A 16,379-nucleotide genomic window follows, 5' to 3' on the forward strand; every position below is an offset into this window, starting at 1 on the left:
CGACGGAACCGGCAGCGCCCACACCATCGGCGAGGACGTCATCGCCGCCTCCGCCACCCGCCCCGCCGCGGAACCCGCCGTCCCCGTCGGCCCCGGCGACGACCTCGGCATCCGCCACACCGGCGGCACCACCGGCATCCCCAAGGGCATCCTCAGCCTCCACGGCCCCTACCGCAGCGTCTTCGACATCCCCTTCGGCGACGCCCGCCCCGACGGCGAGCAGGCCCGCTTCCTCGCCGCCACCTCCCTCGCCCACCTCGCCGGCCTCCTCAGCGACCTGACCCTCCACCACGGCGGATCCGTCGTCCTCCAGCGCTCCTTCGACCCCGGCGACGTCCTCGCCGCCATCGAACGCGAACGCATCACCGACCTGTGGGTGCTGCCCCCGCTGCTCTACCGGCTGCTCGACCACCCCGCCCTCGCCGACACCGACCTGTCCAGCCTGCGCCGCGTCTCCTACGGCGGCTGCGCCTCCTCCCCGAGCCGCATCCGCGAGGCCCTCAAGGCCTTCGGGCCCGTCCTGGTCAGCGGCTACGGCATGTCCGAGGCCCAGAACATCGCGATCCTGGGCCCGCACGAGCACGACCGCACCGGTCACGGCGGCCAGATCCCGGTGGGCCGCCCCCTGCCCGGCGTCGAGGTGCAGATCCGCGCCGCCGACGGCACCGTGCTGCCCGCCGGCGGGCGGGGCGGGATCCACGTCCGCTCGGCGACGATCATGGCCGGCTACTGGAAGCGCCCCGACCTCACCGCCCGGGTCCTGCGCGACGGCTGGCTCGACACCGGCGACATCGGCTACCTCGATGCCGACGGCTACCTCTACCTGGCCGACCGCCTCAAGGACCTCATCATCGTCGTCGGCGGCCACGTCCACCCCACCGAGGTCGAGGAAGTCCTCCTCACCCACCCCGCCATCGCCCAGTGCGCCGTCTACGGCGTGCGCGACGACCAGCAGGCCGAACACGTCCACGCCGCCGTCGTCCCCGCCCCCGGGCAGCGGCCGACCCTGGAGGACGTGCGCGCCTTCGTCACCGCCCACAAGGGCCGCATCTACGCCCCCGAAGCCCTCCACCTCCTCGACGCCATCCCGCTCACCGCCGTCGGCAAGCCCGACAAGAAGCGCCTGCGCGAGGCCCTCACCCGCTGAAGCCGCCCGCCGAAGCCGCCCGCCGAACCCGATCGAGAGGAAGCCCCGTGCCCGACCAGCCCGCCCACGCCCCGCGCGGCAGAACCGCGGCCGCAGCCGCCGCCGGACTGGTCGCCGGCCTCCTCCTCGCCGGCATACCCCTGCTGCTCACCGGCAGCGGCGGCGACGGCGACGCCCCCGCCACCGCCGCGGCCTTCGGCGGCCTGGGCGAAACCCTGCACGCCCCCGACCGCCTGCCCGGCGGCTTCACCCCGCTCACCGCCGGGGCCGACGCGAAACTCGCCGAGAACGCCGCCGCCGACGAGGCCGGTGGCACCCGCACCCTCTCCCAGGCCTACGGCGGCGCCGCGGCCGCCGTGCGCCAGTACGCCGACGACGGGATGCGCGACTTCCTCGTCCTGGAGGCCGTCCGCGCCGCCAGCCCCAAGCCCTACACCCCCTACGCCGACCCGGCCCCGCTCGGCCAGGCCAAGCCCAACAGCGAGGTCGTCACCATCGGCCAGGTCTCCTGCCTGGTCTTCTACCAGCCCGTCCTGACCGGCGAGCAGGTCACCCCGGACAAGACCAACGTCCAACTGTGCGAACGGACTTCGGCCCACCTGACGGTACGGCTGCGCTTCGCCGGCGCCCAGCAGCTGCAGCACGACACCGACCAGGCCGCACACCTGACCGACCAGGCCTGGTCCACCTTCCCCTGACCCGCCGCCACCCCGGCCCCAGCGCCCTGGGACCTCGCCCCGCACCCGGATCCGGCGTCCGACTTCCCTCGGACATCCGGGCGTTCGGGCGTTCGGCGACCCCTGTGCGGGGCGGCCGGTCCCGACGGCGAGTGGGGCGTCACCTCCCTGCTCCGCACCGACCGCGACGGCGCGCCCTGCGGCCTCCCCGACCGGCGCGCCAGGAGCGACGACGCCGTCTGCGAGCCGGTCCACGGCGAGGACGGGTTCCGGGGCCGGGCACCACCCCGCCTTCCCCCACCCCCGGCGCGACGACGCGAGCGCCGAGGCCTTCGCCGCGCACGGCTACGGCACGCCCGAACGCCCGGTCGGCGTGAACGCCGCCGGGGAGCACCGACCCGACGGGACGCTGCGCCCGGCGCTGGAGGACCTGTGGGCGCGGGCGCGGTGATCGCCGCCCTGCGGGAGCCGGGCTGCGGGCCGCTGTCACCGGAGGCGGCGGTGGCCGGCGCGGCGTTCGCGGGGTGCACGGACGTGGGGGTGCGGACGTGGGGGTGCGGACGTGGGGGGTGCGGGGGAGCGCGTCGGGCCGGGAGCCGGCGGAGGGCGGCTTCGCGCTCAGGGGCGGGTGAAGGCGAGGACGTCCGCCAGGGGCGGGTCGTATCCGTCGGTGGTGTCGACGGTCAGGTGTGGGGCGGGCAGGGAGAGCGGGGTGAAGTCGTCCAGCAGGTTGCCCGGTCCGGGTGGGGCGGCGAGCAGGTCGCGGTCGGCGTGGGCGGCGCGGTGGCGGTCGGTGGCCAGGCGGGCGGCGATCCGCTGGCGGGCCACCGCCGGGTCCACCCGGCAGTGCACGACGCGCAGTTCGGTGTGGGCGGCCAGCGGGGCCAGGCCGGGGCGCCAGAGCCGGTCCTGGTAGGCGGCCTCGGCCACCGCGCTCACCCCGGCGTCCACCAGCACGCCGAGCACGGCGAAGAACGCGTCGTGCACCGCCCGGTCGGGGGCGGGCGTGCGGGTGCCGGCGTGCAGCAGGCCCTGCTTCAGCTCGTCCCGGACGACGGCCGGGCAGCCGATGGCCCGGGCCAGGGCGTGCGCCAGGGTGGTCTTGCCGCTGCCCGGTCCGCCGCTCACCACGATCAGCACCGCTCGTCTCCCGTCCAACGCGCCCGTGGGCCCAGCCTGTTGGCAACTTCGTGCCCGAAACCTCCGGTGTCCCGGGTTCGTTGTGCCCGGTGGACGGACCAGTCGGCCCGGGCGGCGCGCTGCCGCACGGGCCCGTACGGAACGGAGGGGACCAGCATGGCCCAGCCTGGAGACGCGGTGCGCGCCGGCAGCCCGGACTCGGCGCTCGACCGGGTGGCCGACTTCTACGGCGCCTACATCGACGCCGTCTCCGACGGCACCGACGACCTGTCGGAGCGGCTGCGCGCCCACTACCTCACCGAGGACTTCCGCCGGCGGCTGGCGGCCTGGGAGGAGGCCAACCACGCCGATGGCGTGCTGCGCGCCCAGGACGTGCCGACCGCCTGGGAGGTGCGCTACCACGACTCGGGCGCCGGGCACCTGTTCACCACGGTCACGCTGACCTGGGGCACCGGGCCCGACGCCGGCCGCACCCGGCTGGCGGTGCAGAGCGACCTGGGCACCGAGCTGGTCTCCGGCATCGAGGACGCCCCCGCCGCGTAGGACGGGGGGCGGCCGCCGCCCGGGCCGGGTTCAGGCCAGGGCGGCGGCCAGGCGCTGCGGCAGGCTCTCGTACGGCAGGCAGCCGACCACGGGCAGGCGGTGGGCGCGGGCCTGGGCGGCGAGCCAGTGGGAGTAGCGGGCGCTGACGGCGGCGCGGGCCGGCTGGGGGCCGCAGTCCGGCTCGCGGTGGGCGTAGTTGGCGCCGATGCGCTCCGGGTCGCCCTCGTGCAGGAACACCGCGCGCAGGCGCCGGCCGTGCGCGGCGGCCTCGGCGGCGGCGCGGGCGGCGGCCCGGGGGCTGAGGTAGTCGCCCTCGACGACGGCGGGCACCTCCACGCTCAGCCGGTTGCGCACGACGCCGAGCAGGGCCTCGTCCAGGGCGTGGGCGGTGGCGATCTGCAGGTCCAGGACGCGGTCGGCGCCCAGGGTCCGCTCCGGGTCGTGGTGGCCGGCGAAGTGGTGCAGCCCGGGGTGGGTGGCCGCGGTGGTGGCGGCCTGGAGGGCGGCGACGACGTCGTCGAACTCCACCACGAACGCGCCGTGCCGCTCGGCGAGGCGGGCGGCGGCGCGGCTCTTGCCGACGCCGGAGGCGCCGCCGATCAGCAGGACGTCCCAGGAGCGGTGGTCGGTGTGCATACGGTCACACTAGGGGAGGCGGGTAAGCGGTCGCGGGGGCCGGTGGGCTCTGTGGGGTGGGGCGGGCGCCTGGGAGTGGCGCCTGCCGGCCAGGCCCCCGGCGCCGGAAGCCGGTCCACGGTCTGGTCCCGCCCGCCCGCCCGCCCGCCCGTGGTCCGGGTCCGGTACGGGCGGGCGGGGGCCGGCCGGGAGCGGCCGGGAGCGGCCGGGGTCGGGGTCGGGGCCGGTCAGGGCCGGTTGCCGGTGGCGCGGCGCAGGGCCCAGGGGAGGACGAACCACAGGGTGGCGAAGGTCAGGGCGACGACGCCGGTGATCGCGACGGCCACCGCGGCGCCGAGGACGACGTCGAGGACCAGCAGGACGGCGCCGCTCAGGGCGCAGGCCAGGAGCAGCAGGCCGTACTGGGCGATGCGGGCGGAGACGTGGACGATGCGGGCCTTGTCGGGGTGGCGGTAGAGGCCGTGGTGCAGGGCGACGGGGGTGGCCAGGACGGCGGCGGCGATGACGGTCAGCAGCAGGGTGGTGACGTAGATGTCCTGCTGGGGGTCGGAGAGTTCGGCGAAGCGCGGGGTGAAGGCGACGCCGAGCAGGAACGCGAAGACGATCTGCACGCCGGTCTGCAGCACCCGTAGTTCCTGCAGCAGTTCCACCAGGCGCCGGTCGGCCCGCACCTGCGGGTTCTCCCAGCCCGGGGGCGGGGGTGCGGGCTGGGGCCGGTCGGCGGGGCCGGGCGGGGGAGGCGGGGGAGGGGGGCTGCTGCTCATGCGTCACATTGTCCGCGCGCGCCGCCGGCGGCCGGCGGGGGCGCGGAAACCGGCGTCGGCGTCGCGCCGCGCGGCGGGCTCGCTCCCGTGGGCGCGCCGCCCCCGTCCAGGCGCTGCTGCCAGGCGGTGAGCAGGGTCTGCAGGGCGGCGGCCTCGCTCGGCTCCAGGTGGGCGAGCAGGCGGTGCTCGTTGCGGATGTGGGCGGTGAACGCCTCGTCGATCAGGCGCAGTCCGGCCTCGGTGAGGGCGACCACGCGCCCGCGCCGGTCGTCCTCGGCGGGGCGGCGGGTGACCAGGCCGGCCCGCTCCAGGCGGTCGACGCGCTTGGTCATCGCGCCGGTGGTGACCATGGTGTGGGCGGCGAGTTCGCCGGGGGCCCGCTCGTAGGGGGCGCCGGCCCGGCGCAGGGCGGCGAGCACGTCGAACTCGCCCTCGCTCAGGCCGTAGCGCTCGAAGACGAGGGTGAGTTCGGCGGTCAGGCGCGCGGCGAGGCGGTGCAGGCGCCCGATCACGGCCAGCGGGGAGACGTCGAGGTCGGGGCGCTCGCGGCGCCACCGGGCCTGGATCAGCGTGACGTGGTCCGCATCGTCCTGGTGCTCCATGGCCTCATCCTACCCGGATCGCTTCCATGGAAGCTATATTGTCTTCCATGGAAGCCAATGCCCGGTGGGTGCTGCTGACCGCCCTCGCCCCACTCGCCTGGGGCGCCAACTACTGGGTCACCCACGCCTACCTGCCCGCCGACCGCCCCCTGTGGGGCGCCACCCTGCGCGCCCTGCCCGCCGGACTGCTCCTCCTCGCCCTCGCCCGCCGCCGCCCCCACGGCCCCTGGTGGTGGCGCAGCGCCCTGCTCGGACTCCTCAACACCGCCGTCTTCTTCGTCCTGCTCTACCTCGCCTCCCAACTCCTGCCCACCAGCACCGCCGCCACCGTCATGGCCGCCTCCCCGCTGGCCATGCTGCTCACCGCCTGGGCCCTGGCCGGCCAGCACCCGCACCGCGCCCACCTGGCCGGCGCGGTGGTGGGCCTGGCCGGAGTGGCCCTCACCGTGCTCGGCGGCGCCGGCACACCCGGCTGGGCCGCACTGGCCGCCTCGGCCGGCGCCATGCTGGTCTCCTCCGTCGGCTACGTCCTCGCCGCCCGCTGGCGCGAGGGCGCCGATCCGCTGGCCGCCACCGCCTGGCAGCTGACCGCCGGCGGCCTGCTCCTGCTGCCGCCGGCCGCCGTCGCCGAGGGCCCGCCCCCGCCGCTGCACGGCCCCACCCTGCTCGCCTTCGGCTACGTCACCCTGGTGGCCACCGCCCTCGCCTTCGCCTGCTGGTTCGCCGGACTGCGCCACCTGCCGGCCGGCACCGTCGGCCTGCTGGGACTGCTCAACCCGCTGGCCGGGGTGCTGCTGGGCACCGCGCTGGACGGCGACGAACTGGGCGTGCGCCAGGGAGCGGGACTGGCACTGGTGGCCGCCGGGATCCTGCTCGGCCGGCCCCGCACCCGCACCCGGGCCACGGCGCCGGCCGCGCCCGAACCCGCCGGCTTGCCGCAGCGGCACGGCACGTGATCGGATGACGCGCAGCATCGCGTGCCGGTGGCGGACCGCGCCAGGCATGGAGGTGCGCAACCGAAGGGACCGCCCACCGTGGCCTCCCCCGTCGACGGCGGCCGAACCGCCGCCCTCAGTCTCCAACTCTCCCAGGCCCACCACGAACTGCGCCGCCGCCTGGCCAACGTCCGCGCCGGCCTGGGCCGCCGGACCCTGCCCGACGACGCCCTGCTCACCCACTGCCTCGCCTTCTGCACCACCCTGACCAACCATCACCAGGGCGAGGACCAAGGCCTGTTCGCCGCCCTCGTGCGGGAACGCCCCGACCTGGCACCGACCGTCGCCAAACTCGTCGAGGACCACGGCCTCATCACCCGCATCCTCGCCCGGGTCCGCGAACTCGCCGAACAGGCCGTACGAGCCGAACAGGCCGTACGAGCCGAACACGCCGTACGGGCCGCGGCCGGACCCGGCACCGACCTGGCGGCGATCGGCCGCGAACTCGACGGCCTGGCCGCCATCATGGAGTCCCACTTCGGCTACGAGGAACGCGCCATCGGCGCCGCCCTGGACACCGCCCTGGACGCCACCGCGCCCACCCGGGACGGCTGGCGCGACGCGGTGCTGCGCTTCCGGGCGCCGTAAAACCCCTCGCCGCCCGCACCCGCTCTCCCTAGACTCGCCCCGCAGCCGCGCCCCGATCGCGCGGCCGGCCACGACGACGGCAAGGGGAGAGGGGGTGCGGCGGCCATGCCGAAGCACAGTGCCGCCACCCCCTCTCCCGCCTCGCGGTACGAGGTGATCCTGGTGTCCCCGCCCTACCGGTGCCCGCTGCGCGGCCGGCACCGGGGCAGTGCCGCTTCCTGAAGACGCCCGCACGGATCCCGTACGGCCCCCTTCCCGCCACCGACCTGACGATGCATCAGCTCACGGCGACGGCACTGTGCCAATCGCGCGTCCACCCGTAGCACCGCCTCGAAAGGCACCCGGGCCATGCGCACCGACACCACCACCAGCACTGCCGCCGCCACCAGCGCCGCCGCCATCGCCGCCGTCCGCAACCTCGGCATCCTCGCCCACGTCGACGCCGGCAAGACCACCGTCACCGAACGGATCCTCTACCTCACCGGCACCACCCACAAGCGCGGCGAAGTCCACGACGGCACCACCGTCACCGACTTCGACCCCCAGGAACGCGACCGCGGCATCACCATCTTCGCCGCCGCCGTCAGCTGCGCCTGGGACGGACACCGGATCAACCTCATCGACACCCCCGGCCACGTCGACTTCGCCGACGAGGTCGAACGCAGCCTGCGCGTCCTGGACGGCGCCGTCGCCGTGTTCGACGCGGTCGCCGGCGTCGAGCCGCAGAGCGAGTCGGTGTGGCGCCAGGCCGAGCGCCACGGCGTGCCCCGCATCGCGTTCGTCAACAAACTCGACCGCGCCGGCGCCGACCTGGACGCCGCCCTCGCCTCCATCCGCGAACGCCTGCACCCCCACCCGCTCGCCGTCCACCTGCCCATCGGCGCCGAGGACGCCTTCACCGGCGTCGTCGACCTCGTCCACCGGCGCGCCCTGACCTGGGACCACCACGGCACCCTCACCCAGGGCCCGGTCCCCGAGCACCTCGCCGCCGAGGCCGCCGAGCGCCGCCACGCCCTGGACGAAGCGGTGGCCGAACTGAACCCCGAAGCCCTGGAGGAGTACTGCACCCACGGCGCCCTCGACCCCGCCACCCTCACCGCCGCCCTGCGCGAACTCACCCGCACCGGCGAGGCGGTGGTGGTGCTGGCCGGCTCCGCCTACCGCAACCGCGGCATCGAACCCCTGCTGGACGCCGCCGTCGCCTACCTGCCCTCACCCCTGGACACCCCGCCCGTGACCGCCGCCGACCACCACCAGCAGCGCCACGCCGACCCCGAACAGCCCCTGACCGCCCTCGCGTTCAAGGTGACCGCGGCCCCCACCGGCCGCCTCACCTACCTGCGCCTGTACGCCGGCACCCTGCGCAAGGGCGACACCCTGCTCGACGCCGGCACCGGACGCACCGAACGCATCGCCCGCATCCTGCGCGTGCAGGCCGACCGCCACACCGAGACCGACCACGCCCTGGCCGGCGACATCGTCGCCGTCATCGGCCCCAAGAACGCCCGCGTCGGCGCCACCCTGTGCGACCCCGACCACCCGATCCGCCTGGAGGCACCCGTGAGCGCCGAACCCGTCGTCACCGTCGCCGTCGAAGCCCGCCGCACCGAGGACACCGACAAGCTCACCGCCGCCCTGGCCCGCCTCACCGAGGAGGACCCGTCCCTGCGCCTGGCCACCGACCCCGAGACCGGCCAGCGCACCCTGTCCGGCCTGGGCGAACTCCACCTGGAGGTCGCGGTGGAGAAGGTCCGCCGCGACGCCGGGATCCAGGCCGTCGTCGGCCGCCCCCAGGTCGCGCTGCGCGAGGCCCTGGTCGAGGGCCTCACCGGCTTCACCTACCGGCACGCCAAACAGGACGGCGGCGCGGGCCAGTTCGCCCACATCGTCCTCGACCTGGCACCCGCCCCGGACGGCTTCGCGTTCACCTCCACCGTCACCGGCGCACGGGTGCCGCGCGAGTACGTCCAGGCCGTGGAGGCCGGCTGCCGCGACGCCCTCACCGAGGGCCCGCTCGGCGGCCACCCCGTCACCGGCCTCGCCGTCACCCTCACCGACGGCCTCACCCACCCCAAGGACTCCTCCGACCTCGCCTTCCGCACCGCCGCCCGCCTGGGCCTGCGCCAGGCACTGCGCGTAGCCCGGCTCCACCTGCTGGAACCGCTCGCGCAGACGAGCGTCACCGTGCCCCAGGACGCGCTCGGCACCGTCCTGGGCGACCTCGCCGCCCGCCGCGCCACCGTCCAGGGCACCCGCACCGGCCCGGGCGGCACGGCCGAGGTCAGCGCACTGGTGCCACTGGCCGAACTCTTCGGCTACGCGGCCCGCCTGCGCAGCCGCACCCAGGGCCGCGGCACCTTCACCACCCGCCCGGCCGGCTACGCCCCGGCCCCGGCGACGGCCCCGGCGACGGCCCCGGGGACGGCCCCGGGGACGGCGACGGCCTCGACGTCCGGTGTGACGGCCGGCTGAGGCGCGGCCCGGTCCGGCCCTCCCCGCCACGGGGGAGGGCCGGACCCCGCTCCGCCGACCGCCCCGCGCGCCGCGGTGACGGACACCCGGGGCGCACCTGAACCTCGAACTCCCCGACCTGCGCGACCACCTGGGACCGCCCGGGACCCGCAGGCCCGGCCCCGCCGACGACGGCGGGGCCGGTCACAGCACACCGGCCTCCGCCGCCGCCCACGCCGAGGGGTACAGCGGGCGCCAGCCCAGGTCCCGGCGGGCGGCCGCGGTCGACACCTGGCCCTCCCACGGGTCGAACGCCTCCGCGCCCTGGCCCGAACCGCCCGGGTGGGTGCAGCCGTTGAGCAGGTGCAGGTCCCAGGCCGTCAGCGGGGCGTCGTCGCAGACGTTGTAGGTGCGGCCCTCGATGCCCGGGGTCACCACCGTGCGCCACAGCGCCTGCGCCACGTCCGCGTGGTGCACCACCGCCAGCCGCTGGTGGGCCGGCCAGGACGCCGCCCAGTGCAGCGACTGCGCCAGGTGCGGATCTCCCTGCCCGTACACGAACGCCAACCGGGCCACCACCAGCGGCAGTTCACCGCCCAGCTCGCGCAGCCCCGCCTCGGCCTGCGCCTTGGACCGCGCGTACACGCCCCAGGCCGGGTGCGGCGCCGGCTCGTCCCGCTCCACGGCCGGGCGGCCCAGTCCCCGGCCGTACACCAGGTTGGTGCTGGTGTGCACGAACCTGGCCACCCCGGCCTGCGCCGCCTCCCGCCCCAGCGCGACGGCCGCGTCCCGGTTCACCGCCCACGCCTGCTCGTCCGGCACCCCGCGCAGCGCCGCCGCCACGTTCACCACCACCTCGGCGCCCTCCAACGCCCGTGCCCGGTCGGCCGGTTCGCACAGGTCGCCGACCACCACCTCCACCCCGTCCAGGCCCACCTGCCGCGCCTTCGCCGCGTCCCGCACCAGCACCCGCACCGTGCCGCCCTCGGCCCCGGCCCAGCGCACCAGCCGCGGCACCAGCCGCCGCCCCACCGAACCGGTCGCCCCCGTCACCAGGATCCTCGCCATGTCCCCATCCCCTTCCGGGAGTCCCGCTCTCTCCGACACCCACCACCCTGCCCCGGTGGAAGCGGCGGCGGCAGAGACCCGCCGAACCAGGGATCCCCGATCCCCGGCTGGGGCAGCGCGCTCTCACCCCGGGGGCTGCACGACGACCTGCTCGCCCTCTCCCTCCGGCTCCTCGAAGTGGGCCAGGTAGCGGTCCAGCAGCGCCCGGTCCACGGTGACGCAGTCGGCGCCGTCCTCGCCGTTGCGCCGATCCAGGCGGCGCTCCAACGTCACCCGGTCGGCCTTGAGATGGACCAGCTCCCAGCGGCAGCCGTGGCCCTCGACCAGCGCCTTGTAGTCATCGCGGGCGGCGCGGCTCCAGAAGCTGTAGTCCACCACCACATCGCGCCCGGCCCGCATCAGCTCGACCAGCTCCCGCCGCTGCTCGCGGCGGACCTCCTCCTTGAGCCGGTCGTACGCCCCGGCCGCCAGCACCAGGCCGGCGTCACGCCGCCCGAGCCGCTGCCAGACCACCTCGTCGATCGAGAGCCGGACGTAGCCGCGCCGCACCAGCCCCATCGCGTAGGTGGTCTTGCCCGCCCCCGGGGGGCCGCACATCAGCACCACGGTGCCCAATCGCTGTGTCATCGGCCAAGGTTAGGGCCGCCCGCACCCGGCGGTCACCGCTCCCCGGGCCTCGGCGCGCCCCCGTCACCGCTCCCCGCCCGCCCGCGCCGCCGTGCGCCGCGGCGCCTCGCCCGGTTGGCGGGGTCGCGGGGAGCCTGCCGGCCCGGGGGAAAGGCCGGTGCGTCGACGAGGGCCGGCGCCTAGCCTGCGGGGGTGAACCTTTCGCACCTCGGAGTGCCGACCGGGCCGATGACCCGCGTCCACGGCGGCTTCGCCAACCGGATGTACCGGCTCGACACCGACCAAGGATCGTTCGCGGTCAAGGAGTTGAACCTCGCCGACCGCCGCTCGCCCTACCGCGTCGAGGACGTGTTCAGGTTCGAGCGGGCGGCCTTCGCCGCCGGCATCCCGATGCCGGAGCCGATCTCGGCCGGCCACGACACGCTGGTCCACCGATGGGTCGAGGGCGAAGAGGTGCCGGAAGCACCGGTGCCGGAGGCGTACGCGTTCGAGATCGGTGAGATCCTCGCGCGCATCCACGCCCTCGACATCGCGTGGACCCCCGGGCCGAGCGAGGAACCGACGCCACGGGACTGGCCCCAGCTCGCCGCGCGGGCGGCGGCCACCGGACAGCCGTGGGCCGACGAACTCGCCTCCCACGTCGAGACGTTCCTCGCGATCGCCCACCTCGTCGACACCTGCGAACGGCCGGGCCCCCTCGTACTGACCCACCAGGACATCCAGCCGTGGAACCTGCTCGCCCGAGAAGGCCGGCCGGTGCTGCTCGACTGGGAGCTCTCCGGGATGCTCGACCTGTCCGGCGAGCTCGGCTCGACCGCGCTGAGCATTGCCAAGGGGCCGGGCTTCGACACCATCGAGCCAGCCGTCTTCCGCGCGGTCCTCGACGGCTACGCCGCGGGCGGCGCAGCGCTGCCGCCGCCGGGCCCGAGCTGGTTCGTGTTCATGATCGGCGGCTGGCTGGGGCACACGAGGTGGAACATCCTCCGCTGCCTCGCCGGTGTCGAGGCGAGCACCGGCCCCGACCTCGCGCTCTCGCACGAGTCCGCGCGCAACGGCCTGCGCGGACTCCCCGACCTGTTCGGCCGGCTTCCGCACCTCCAGGCGCTCCTGGTGTGACAGCCACCGGCGCGGTGCCGCCCGGCGTGACGCGCCCGCAGCGGACGCACACCTGGATTGTCGTTCAGCCACAGGGCTGCTTCCCGGTGCTGCCGGCGGCGCTGGGCGGACGGTACGCCGCACCAGGGCGGACTTCGCCCGGTACGGCACGATCTTCCGAACGACACAGGCGTCCTCGATTCCGGGCCGGGCCGGGCCGGAATCGGTCATCGGGAAGGCGGTCGGCATCGCCCATCGGAGGCAGCCTCTCTCTGTCGGAAGCGTCCGGCTCGGGCGGCACCGACGACAGGTTGGCCTGATGGCTCCGCAGACACGGACACCCCGGTTGATCACGTGCGGCGGCAAGCATGCCACCAGCTGCCCGCCACCGGTACTACAGGCGACGGGTGGGGCAGACCCCCACGGCCGGATCCGGGGCGAAGGCCGCCTGATGCGGCACTGACCGGCTAGGCGGCGCGCAGGATCAGGTGGCCGCGGCGGAAGCGTTCGCCGTCGCCGGGGACGCGGAGCAGGCGGGCGGTCTCGGTGAAGCCCGCCGCGCCCGCGATCTCGGCCAGGGTGTCGACGGGCCAGCGGTAGGCGGTGGTCACCTTGTGGTCGAAGGGGGCGACCGGCTCGCCCTCGGATTCGAAGAAGGCCAGCAGCGCGTACCCGCCCGGGGCCAGGACCCGGCGGAACTCGGCCAGGTAGGCGGGCAGTTGCTCCGGCGGGGTGTGGATCAGCGAGTACCAGGAGACGACGCCGCCCAGCGTCGCGTCCCCCGCCGCCAGGGCGCCCATCGAGCCGACCTCGAAGCTCAGCTGCGGGTACCGGCGCCGGGCGATGGCGACGAGCGCGGGGGAGAGGTCGATGCCCCAGGTGTCCAGGCCCGCCGCGTGCAGGGCCGCGCTCAGGTAGCCCGGCCCGCAGCCCAGGTCCGCCACCCGGGCGGGGCCGGCGGCGCCCACCAGGTCGGCGAAGGCGGTGACGAACGAGCGGTCCAGCGGCAGCTGGGCCAGGCCGTCCTTGACGAGGTCGGCGTAGCGCACGGCCAGGGCGTCGTACGCGTCGGCGGTGGCGGTCAGGTATGACGAGGTATCGGGCACGGGCCACGACCCTGGACCACGACCCTGGACCACGACCCTGGACCACGACCCTGGACCACGACCCTGGACCACGACCCTGGACCACGACCCTGGACCACGACCCGCCGACAACGGACTGCGGCCGCGGTACGAACCGGGGCCGCGCAGCCCGAGCGGTCCGCACCCACGGCACACCCCCGTGAGCCGGTGAACGGGTTGCGGGGATCCGGGACGGGGTGTCGGATCCCGGCTGTGACGATGGTGCTGGCAACGCCGACGGCGGGCGGGTTGCGCGAGGCCATGGGCGCGCTGCGGCGGTGGCAGCACGACGCGGCGCCGATGCGACTGCACCCGGGGGACCTCGGCGGGAACCGCCGGCTCGGAACGGCCGAGACGGCCGCGGTGGCCGCGGTGGCCGCGGTGGCCGCGGTGGTCCGGACCTGGAGCCCGGCGTCGCCACCTACAGGGGGACCGGGTTCGAGACTAGGCCGCAGATCGGCGACCGGACCCGCACGGCCTGAGGCGGCACGGCCCGCTCCCCCGTCGACGGGGACGGCCCGGACCCGAAGGGCCGCCGCAGCAGGCCCCGGACCACGACCCCCGGACCACGACCCCCGGACCGGTAATCCCTGGCTACCGCCCCCCGTTCCACGCCATGCTGGGCACCATGATCGACCGTGAGGCCCTCGCCGACTTCCTCAGCCGCGCCCGCGCCCGCCTGACGCCCGCCGACGTCGGACTCGCGCCCGGGACCCGGCGCCGCACCCCCGGGCTGCGCCGGGAGGAGGTGGCGCAGCTGGCGGGACTGTCGGTGGACTACTACGCCCGGCTGGAGCAGCGGCGCGGGCCCCAGCCCTCGCCGCAGCTGCTGACAGCGCTGGGGCGGGCACTGCGACTCAGCGAGGACGAGCGGGACCACCTGTTCCACCTGGCCGGGCACGAGCCGCCGCGCCGCCACGGCCCGCTCGCCCATGTGCGCCCCGGGCTGCTGCTGATCCTGGACCGCCTGCACGACACGCCCGCCCAGGTGGTCTCCGATCTGGGGGACGTGCTGGCGCAGAACGCGATGGCCACCGCCGTGTTCGGGGACGCCACCGCCCCCGCGCCGGGGCGGCGCAACCTGCTGCTGCGCTGGTTCACCGACCCGGCGAGCCGCGCGCTGTTCCCGCCCGAGGACCACGAGGCGCTGGCCCGCGCCCACGTGGCGGGCCTGCGCGCCGCCCACGCGGCCCGCCCCGGCGACCGGCGCGCCACCGAGCTGCTGGCCGAACTCCTCGCCACCGGGGAGGATTTCACGACGCACTGGGAGCGGCACGAGGTGGCGCTGCGGCGCAGCGGCCGCAAGCGGGTGCTGCACCCGGTGGTGGGGGAGCTGGAGTTGGAGTGCGAGGTGCTGGCCGCGGGCGGGCAGGACCAGCTGCTGCTGGTGCACAGCGCCGCCCCCGGCAGCGAGGCCGCCTCCCGCCTGGCGCTGCTGCGCGTGGTCGGCGCCGGCGCCCTGGACTCCTCGGCGTGACCTCGGTGTGACGCGACGGCTGCGGCGCGTCAGGGCCCGCTGCCCGTACGCTGGGCGGGCCGCGGGCGGCACAGAACGCCACCAAAGCGACGAAGCTGCGCACCTGTACAGCGACACAGCGACACAGCGGCACAGCAGTACGGCGACACAGCGGCACATCGACGGATCGACAAGAAACGGGCAGGCACGGGCATGCAGTTCGACGACCAGGGCGACCTCGACACCTCACAGGTGGACGACCGGCGCGGAATCCCGGGCGGGAAGGTCGCCATCGGGGGCGGGGCGGTGGGCCTGCTCGCGGTGCTGTTCGCGGTCGTCCTGGGCGTCGACCCCCAGCTGCTGGGCCTGTCCGGCGGCGGTGGCGGCACGTCCTCCTCCGGGGTACGCACCGACGGCGAGGTGCAGCAGGCCTGCAAGAAGGGCGCGGACGCCAACAAGCGCCAGGACTGCCGGATCACCGCCGTCACCAACAGCCTCCAGGAGTTCTGGAGCGCCGAACTGCCGCGCCGCACCAAGGTGGCGTACAAGCCGGCCCAGACCGTGCTGTTCACCGACCGGGTCTCCACCGCCTGCGGCCCGGCGACCTCGGCGGTGGGCCCGTTCTACTGCCCCGGCGACCAGAAGGCCTACTTCGACCTCGGCTTCTTCAGTGAACTGTCGACCCGGTTCGGCGCCAAGGGCGGCCCGTTCGCGGAGTCCTACGTCGTCGCCCACGAGTACGGCCACCACCTCCAGACCCTGCTGGGCACCATGCAGAAGGTCGGCGGCGACCGCCAGGGCGCCACCAGCGCCTCGGTGCGCCTGGAGCTGCAGGCCGACTGCTACGCCGGGGTGTGGGCCCACCACGCCACCACCACCCCGCAGGCCTCCACCGGCCGTCCGCTGATCGCCGCGCTCACCGACCAGGACATCGCCCAGGGCCTGGACGCGGCCGCCGCCGTCGGCGACGACCGGATCCAGAAGCAGGCCACCGGGAAGATCAACCCGGAGGCGTGGACGCACGGCTCCGCCGACCAGCGCAAGGCCTGGTTCACCACCGGCTACCGCAGCGGCGACCTCGCCCAGTGCGACACCTTCTCCGGGAAGATCTAGCCCTCCCGGCCGTCCGGCCGACCCCTTGCACGCCCGGGCCGCCGGCCGCGGTCCGTGGGCCCCGCTCCGCTCAGGAGATCGACCGCGCCAACGAAGCCGTCGACCAGGAGGCCGACGGGCGGCAGGCAGACAGGTTCCGCCCTGCCGACCCGTGGAGGACGGGGCGGCAGGGCGGAACGGTCGACGCCCCGGTTTCAGACATCGCCGAACTCGCCGGAGCGGACGGCGGCCACGAACGACGACCAGGCCTCGGCCGGGAAGGCCAGGGCGGGGCCTCGGGGGTCCTTGGAGTCACGGACGGGAACGACGTCCGGCACGCTGGTGGACACCTCGACGCACTGTCCGCCGACTGC

At 75.8% G+C, this 16,379-nt stretch carries 17 protein-coding genes; 9 read left to right on the plus strand and 8 right to left on the minus strand.

The window, feature by feature from the left end; genetic code table 11:
- Both ACFWIS_RS08415 and ACFWIS_RS08420 read left to right on the plus strand, forming a co-directional pair.
- Positions 1-1,147, plus strand: a 1,147-nt coding sequence (locus ACFWIS_RS08415; RefSeq protein ID WP_380523792.1) for an AMP-binding protein, incomplete at its 5' end; no start/stop codon positions are given.
- A gap of 47 nt (positions 1,148-1,194) precedes the next feature.
- Positions 1,195-1,845, plus strand: a complete 651-nt coding sequence (locus tag ACFWIS_RS08420) for a hypothetical protein (protein WP_380462402.1) — start codon at positions 1,195-1,197, stop codon at positions 1,843-1,845.
- A 597-nt stretch (positions 1,846-2,442) separates the two neighbouring features.
- Here the strand turns inward: ACFWIS_RS08420 and ACFWIS_RS08425 are convergent.
- On the minus strand, positions 2,443-2,964 hold the full coding sequence (locus tag ACFWIS_RS08425; RefSeq protein WP_380462403.1) for an AAA family ATPase: 522 nt from the start codon (positions 2,962-2,964) through the stop codon (positions 2,443-2,445).
- Positions 2,965-3,120: 156 nt separating this feature from the next.
- Here ACFWIS_RS08425 and ACFWIS_RS08430 point away from each other — a divergent pair, with 156 nt between their 5' ends.
- Positions 3,121-3,507 (plus strand): hypothetical protein, encoded by a 387-nt coding sequence (locus ACFWIS_RS08430; RefSeq protein ID WP_380462404.1) that lies wholly within the window; start codon positions 3,121-3,123, stop codon positions 3,505-3,507.
- 30 nt (positions 3,508-3,537) lie between these two features.
- Here the strand turns inward: ACFWIS_RS08430 and ACFWIS_RS08435 are convergent, their stop codons facing one another.
- The 3 genes from ACFWIS_RS08435 to ACFWIS_RS08445 all read right to left on the minus strand — a co-directional run bounded on the left by ACFWIS_RS08435 (position 3,538) and on the right by ACFWIS_RS08445 (position 5,509).
- Complete coding sequence (locus ACFWIS_RS08435; RefSeq protein ID WP_380462405.1) at positions 3,538-4,143, minus strand: AAA family ATPase; 606 nt, start codon at positions 4,141-4,143, stop codon at positions 3,538-3,540.
- Positions 4,144-4,370: 227 nt separating this feature from the next.
- Complete coding sequence (locus tag ACFWIS_RS08440; protein WP_380462406.1) at positions 4,371-4,907, minus strand: DUF6328 family protein; 537 nt, start codon at positions 4,905-4,907, stop codon at positions 4,371-4,373.
- On the minus strand, positions 4,904-5,509 hold the full coding sequence (locus ACFWIS_RS08445; RefSeq protein ID WP_380462407.1) for a MarR family winged helix-turn-helix transcriptional regulator: 606 nt from the start codon (positions 5,507-5,509) through the stop codon (positions 4,904-4,906). Before ACFWIS_RS08445 ends, ACFWIS_RS08440 begins: the two co-directional genes overlap by 4 nt.
- A gap of 47 nt (positions 5,510-5,556) precedes the next feature.
- On the opposite strand from ACFWIS_RS08445, the gene ACFWIS_RS08450 reads away from it, so the two are divergent.
- The 3 genes from ACFWIS_RS08450 to fusA all read left to right on the plus strand — a co-directional run bounded on the left by ACFWIS_RS08450 (position 5,557) and on the right by fusA (position 9,564).
- Positions 5,557-6,465 carry a DMT family transporter gene (locus ACFWIS_RS08450; RefSeq protein ID WP_380462408.1) on the plus strand — a complete coding sequence of 303 codons (909 nt, stop codon included), beginning with the start codon at positions 5,557-5,559 and terminating at the stop codon, positions 6,463-6,465.
- A gap of 78 nt (positions 6,466-6,543) precedes the next feature.
- On the plus strand, positions 6,544-7,092 hold the full coding sequence (locus tag ACFWIS_RS08455) for a hemerythrin domain-containing protein (RefSeq protein WP_380462409.1): 549 nt from the start codon (positions 6,544-6,546) through the stop codon (positions 7,090-7,092).
- A 348-nt stretch (positions 7,093-7,440) separates the two neighbouring features.
- A complete protein-coding gene (gene fusA, locus ACFWIS_RS08460) occupies positions 7,441-9,564 on the plus strand; it encodes an elongation factor G (RefSeq protein ID WP_380462410.1) in 2,124 nt (707 codons plus the stop codon).
- A 183-nt stretch (positions 9,565-9,747) separates the two neighbouring features.
- Here the strand turns inward: fusA and ACFWIS_RS08465 are convergent, their stop codons facing one another.
- Both ACFWIS_RS08465 and ACFWIS_RS08470 read right to left on the minus strand, forming a co-directional pair.
- The gene (locus ACFWIS_RS08465) at positions 9,748-10,611 is read right to left on the minus strand and encodes an NAD-dependent epimerase/dehydratase family protein (RefSeq protein WP_380462411.1); all 864 of its coding nucleotides are present in this window, start codon (positions 10,609-10,611) and stop codon (positions 9,748-9,750) included.
- 123 nt (positions 10,612-10,734) lie between these two features.
- Positions 10,735-11,238 (minus strand): AAA family ATPase, encoded by a 504-nt coding sequence (locus ACFWIS_RS08470; protein WP_380462412.1) that lies wholly within the window; start codon positions 11,236-11,238, stop codon positions 10,735-10,737.
- Between the two features lie 192 nt (positions 11,239-11,430).
- Here ACFWIS_RS08470 and ACFWIS_RS08475 point away from each other — a divergent pair, with 192 nt between their 5' ends.
- Entirely contained in the window at positions 11,431-12,354 is a 924-nt protein-coding gene (locus ACFWIS_RS08475) for a phosphotransferase family protein (protein WP_380462413.1), read from the plus strand.
- A gap of 446 nt (positions 12,355-12,800) precedes the next feature.
- Here ACFWIS_RS08475 and ACFWIS_RS08480 read toward each other — a convergent pair whose 3' ends face one another.
- Positions 12,801-13,439 carry a class I SAM-dependent methyltransferase gene (locus ACFWIS_RS08480; RefSeq protein ID WP_380462414.1) on the minus strand — a complete coding sequence of 213 codons (639 nt, stop codon included), beginning with the start codon at positions 13,437-13,439 and terminating at the stop codon, positions 12,801-12,803.
- A gap of 649 nt (positions 13,440-14,088) precedes the next feature.
- On the opposite strand from ACFWIS_RS08480, the gene ACFWIS_RS08485 reads away from it, so the two are divergent.
- Positions 14,089-14,934 (plus strand): helix-turn-helix transcriptional regulator, encoded by an 846-nt coding sequence (locus tag ACFWIS_RS08485; protein WP_380462421.1) that lies wholly within the window; start codon positions 14,089-14,091, stop codon positions 14,932-14,934.
- A 192-nt stretch (positions 14,935-15,126) separates the two neighbouring features.
- Positions 15,127-16,026, plus strand: a complete 900-nt coding sequence (locus tag ACFWIS_RS08490; protein WP_380462415.1) for a neutral zinc metallopeptidase — start codon at positions 15,127-15,129, stop codon at positions 16,024-16,026.
- 194 nt (positions 16,027-16,220) lie between these two features.
- On the opposite strand, the gene ACFWIS_RS08495 is transcribed toward ACFWIS_RS08490, so the two are convergent.
- Positions 16,221-16,355, minus strand: coding sequence for a DUF397 domain-containing protein (locus ACFWIS_RS08495; RefSeq protein WP_380462416.1), 135 nt, complete (start codon positions 16,353-16,355; stop codon positions 16,221-16,223).
- Between the last annotated feature and the right edge of the window lie 24 nt (positions 16,356-16,379).

The organism is Kitasatospora sp. NPDC127060, assembly GCF_042724935.1.
Lineage (GTDB): Bacteria > Actinomycetota > Actinomycetes > Streptomycetales > Streptomycetaceae > Kitasatospora.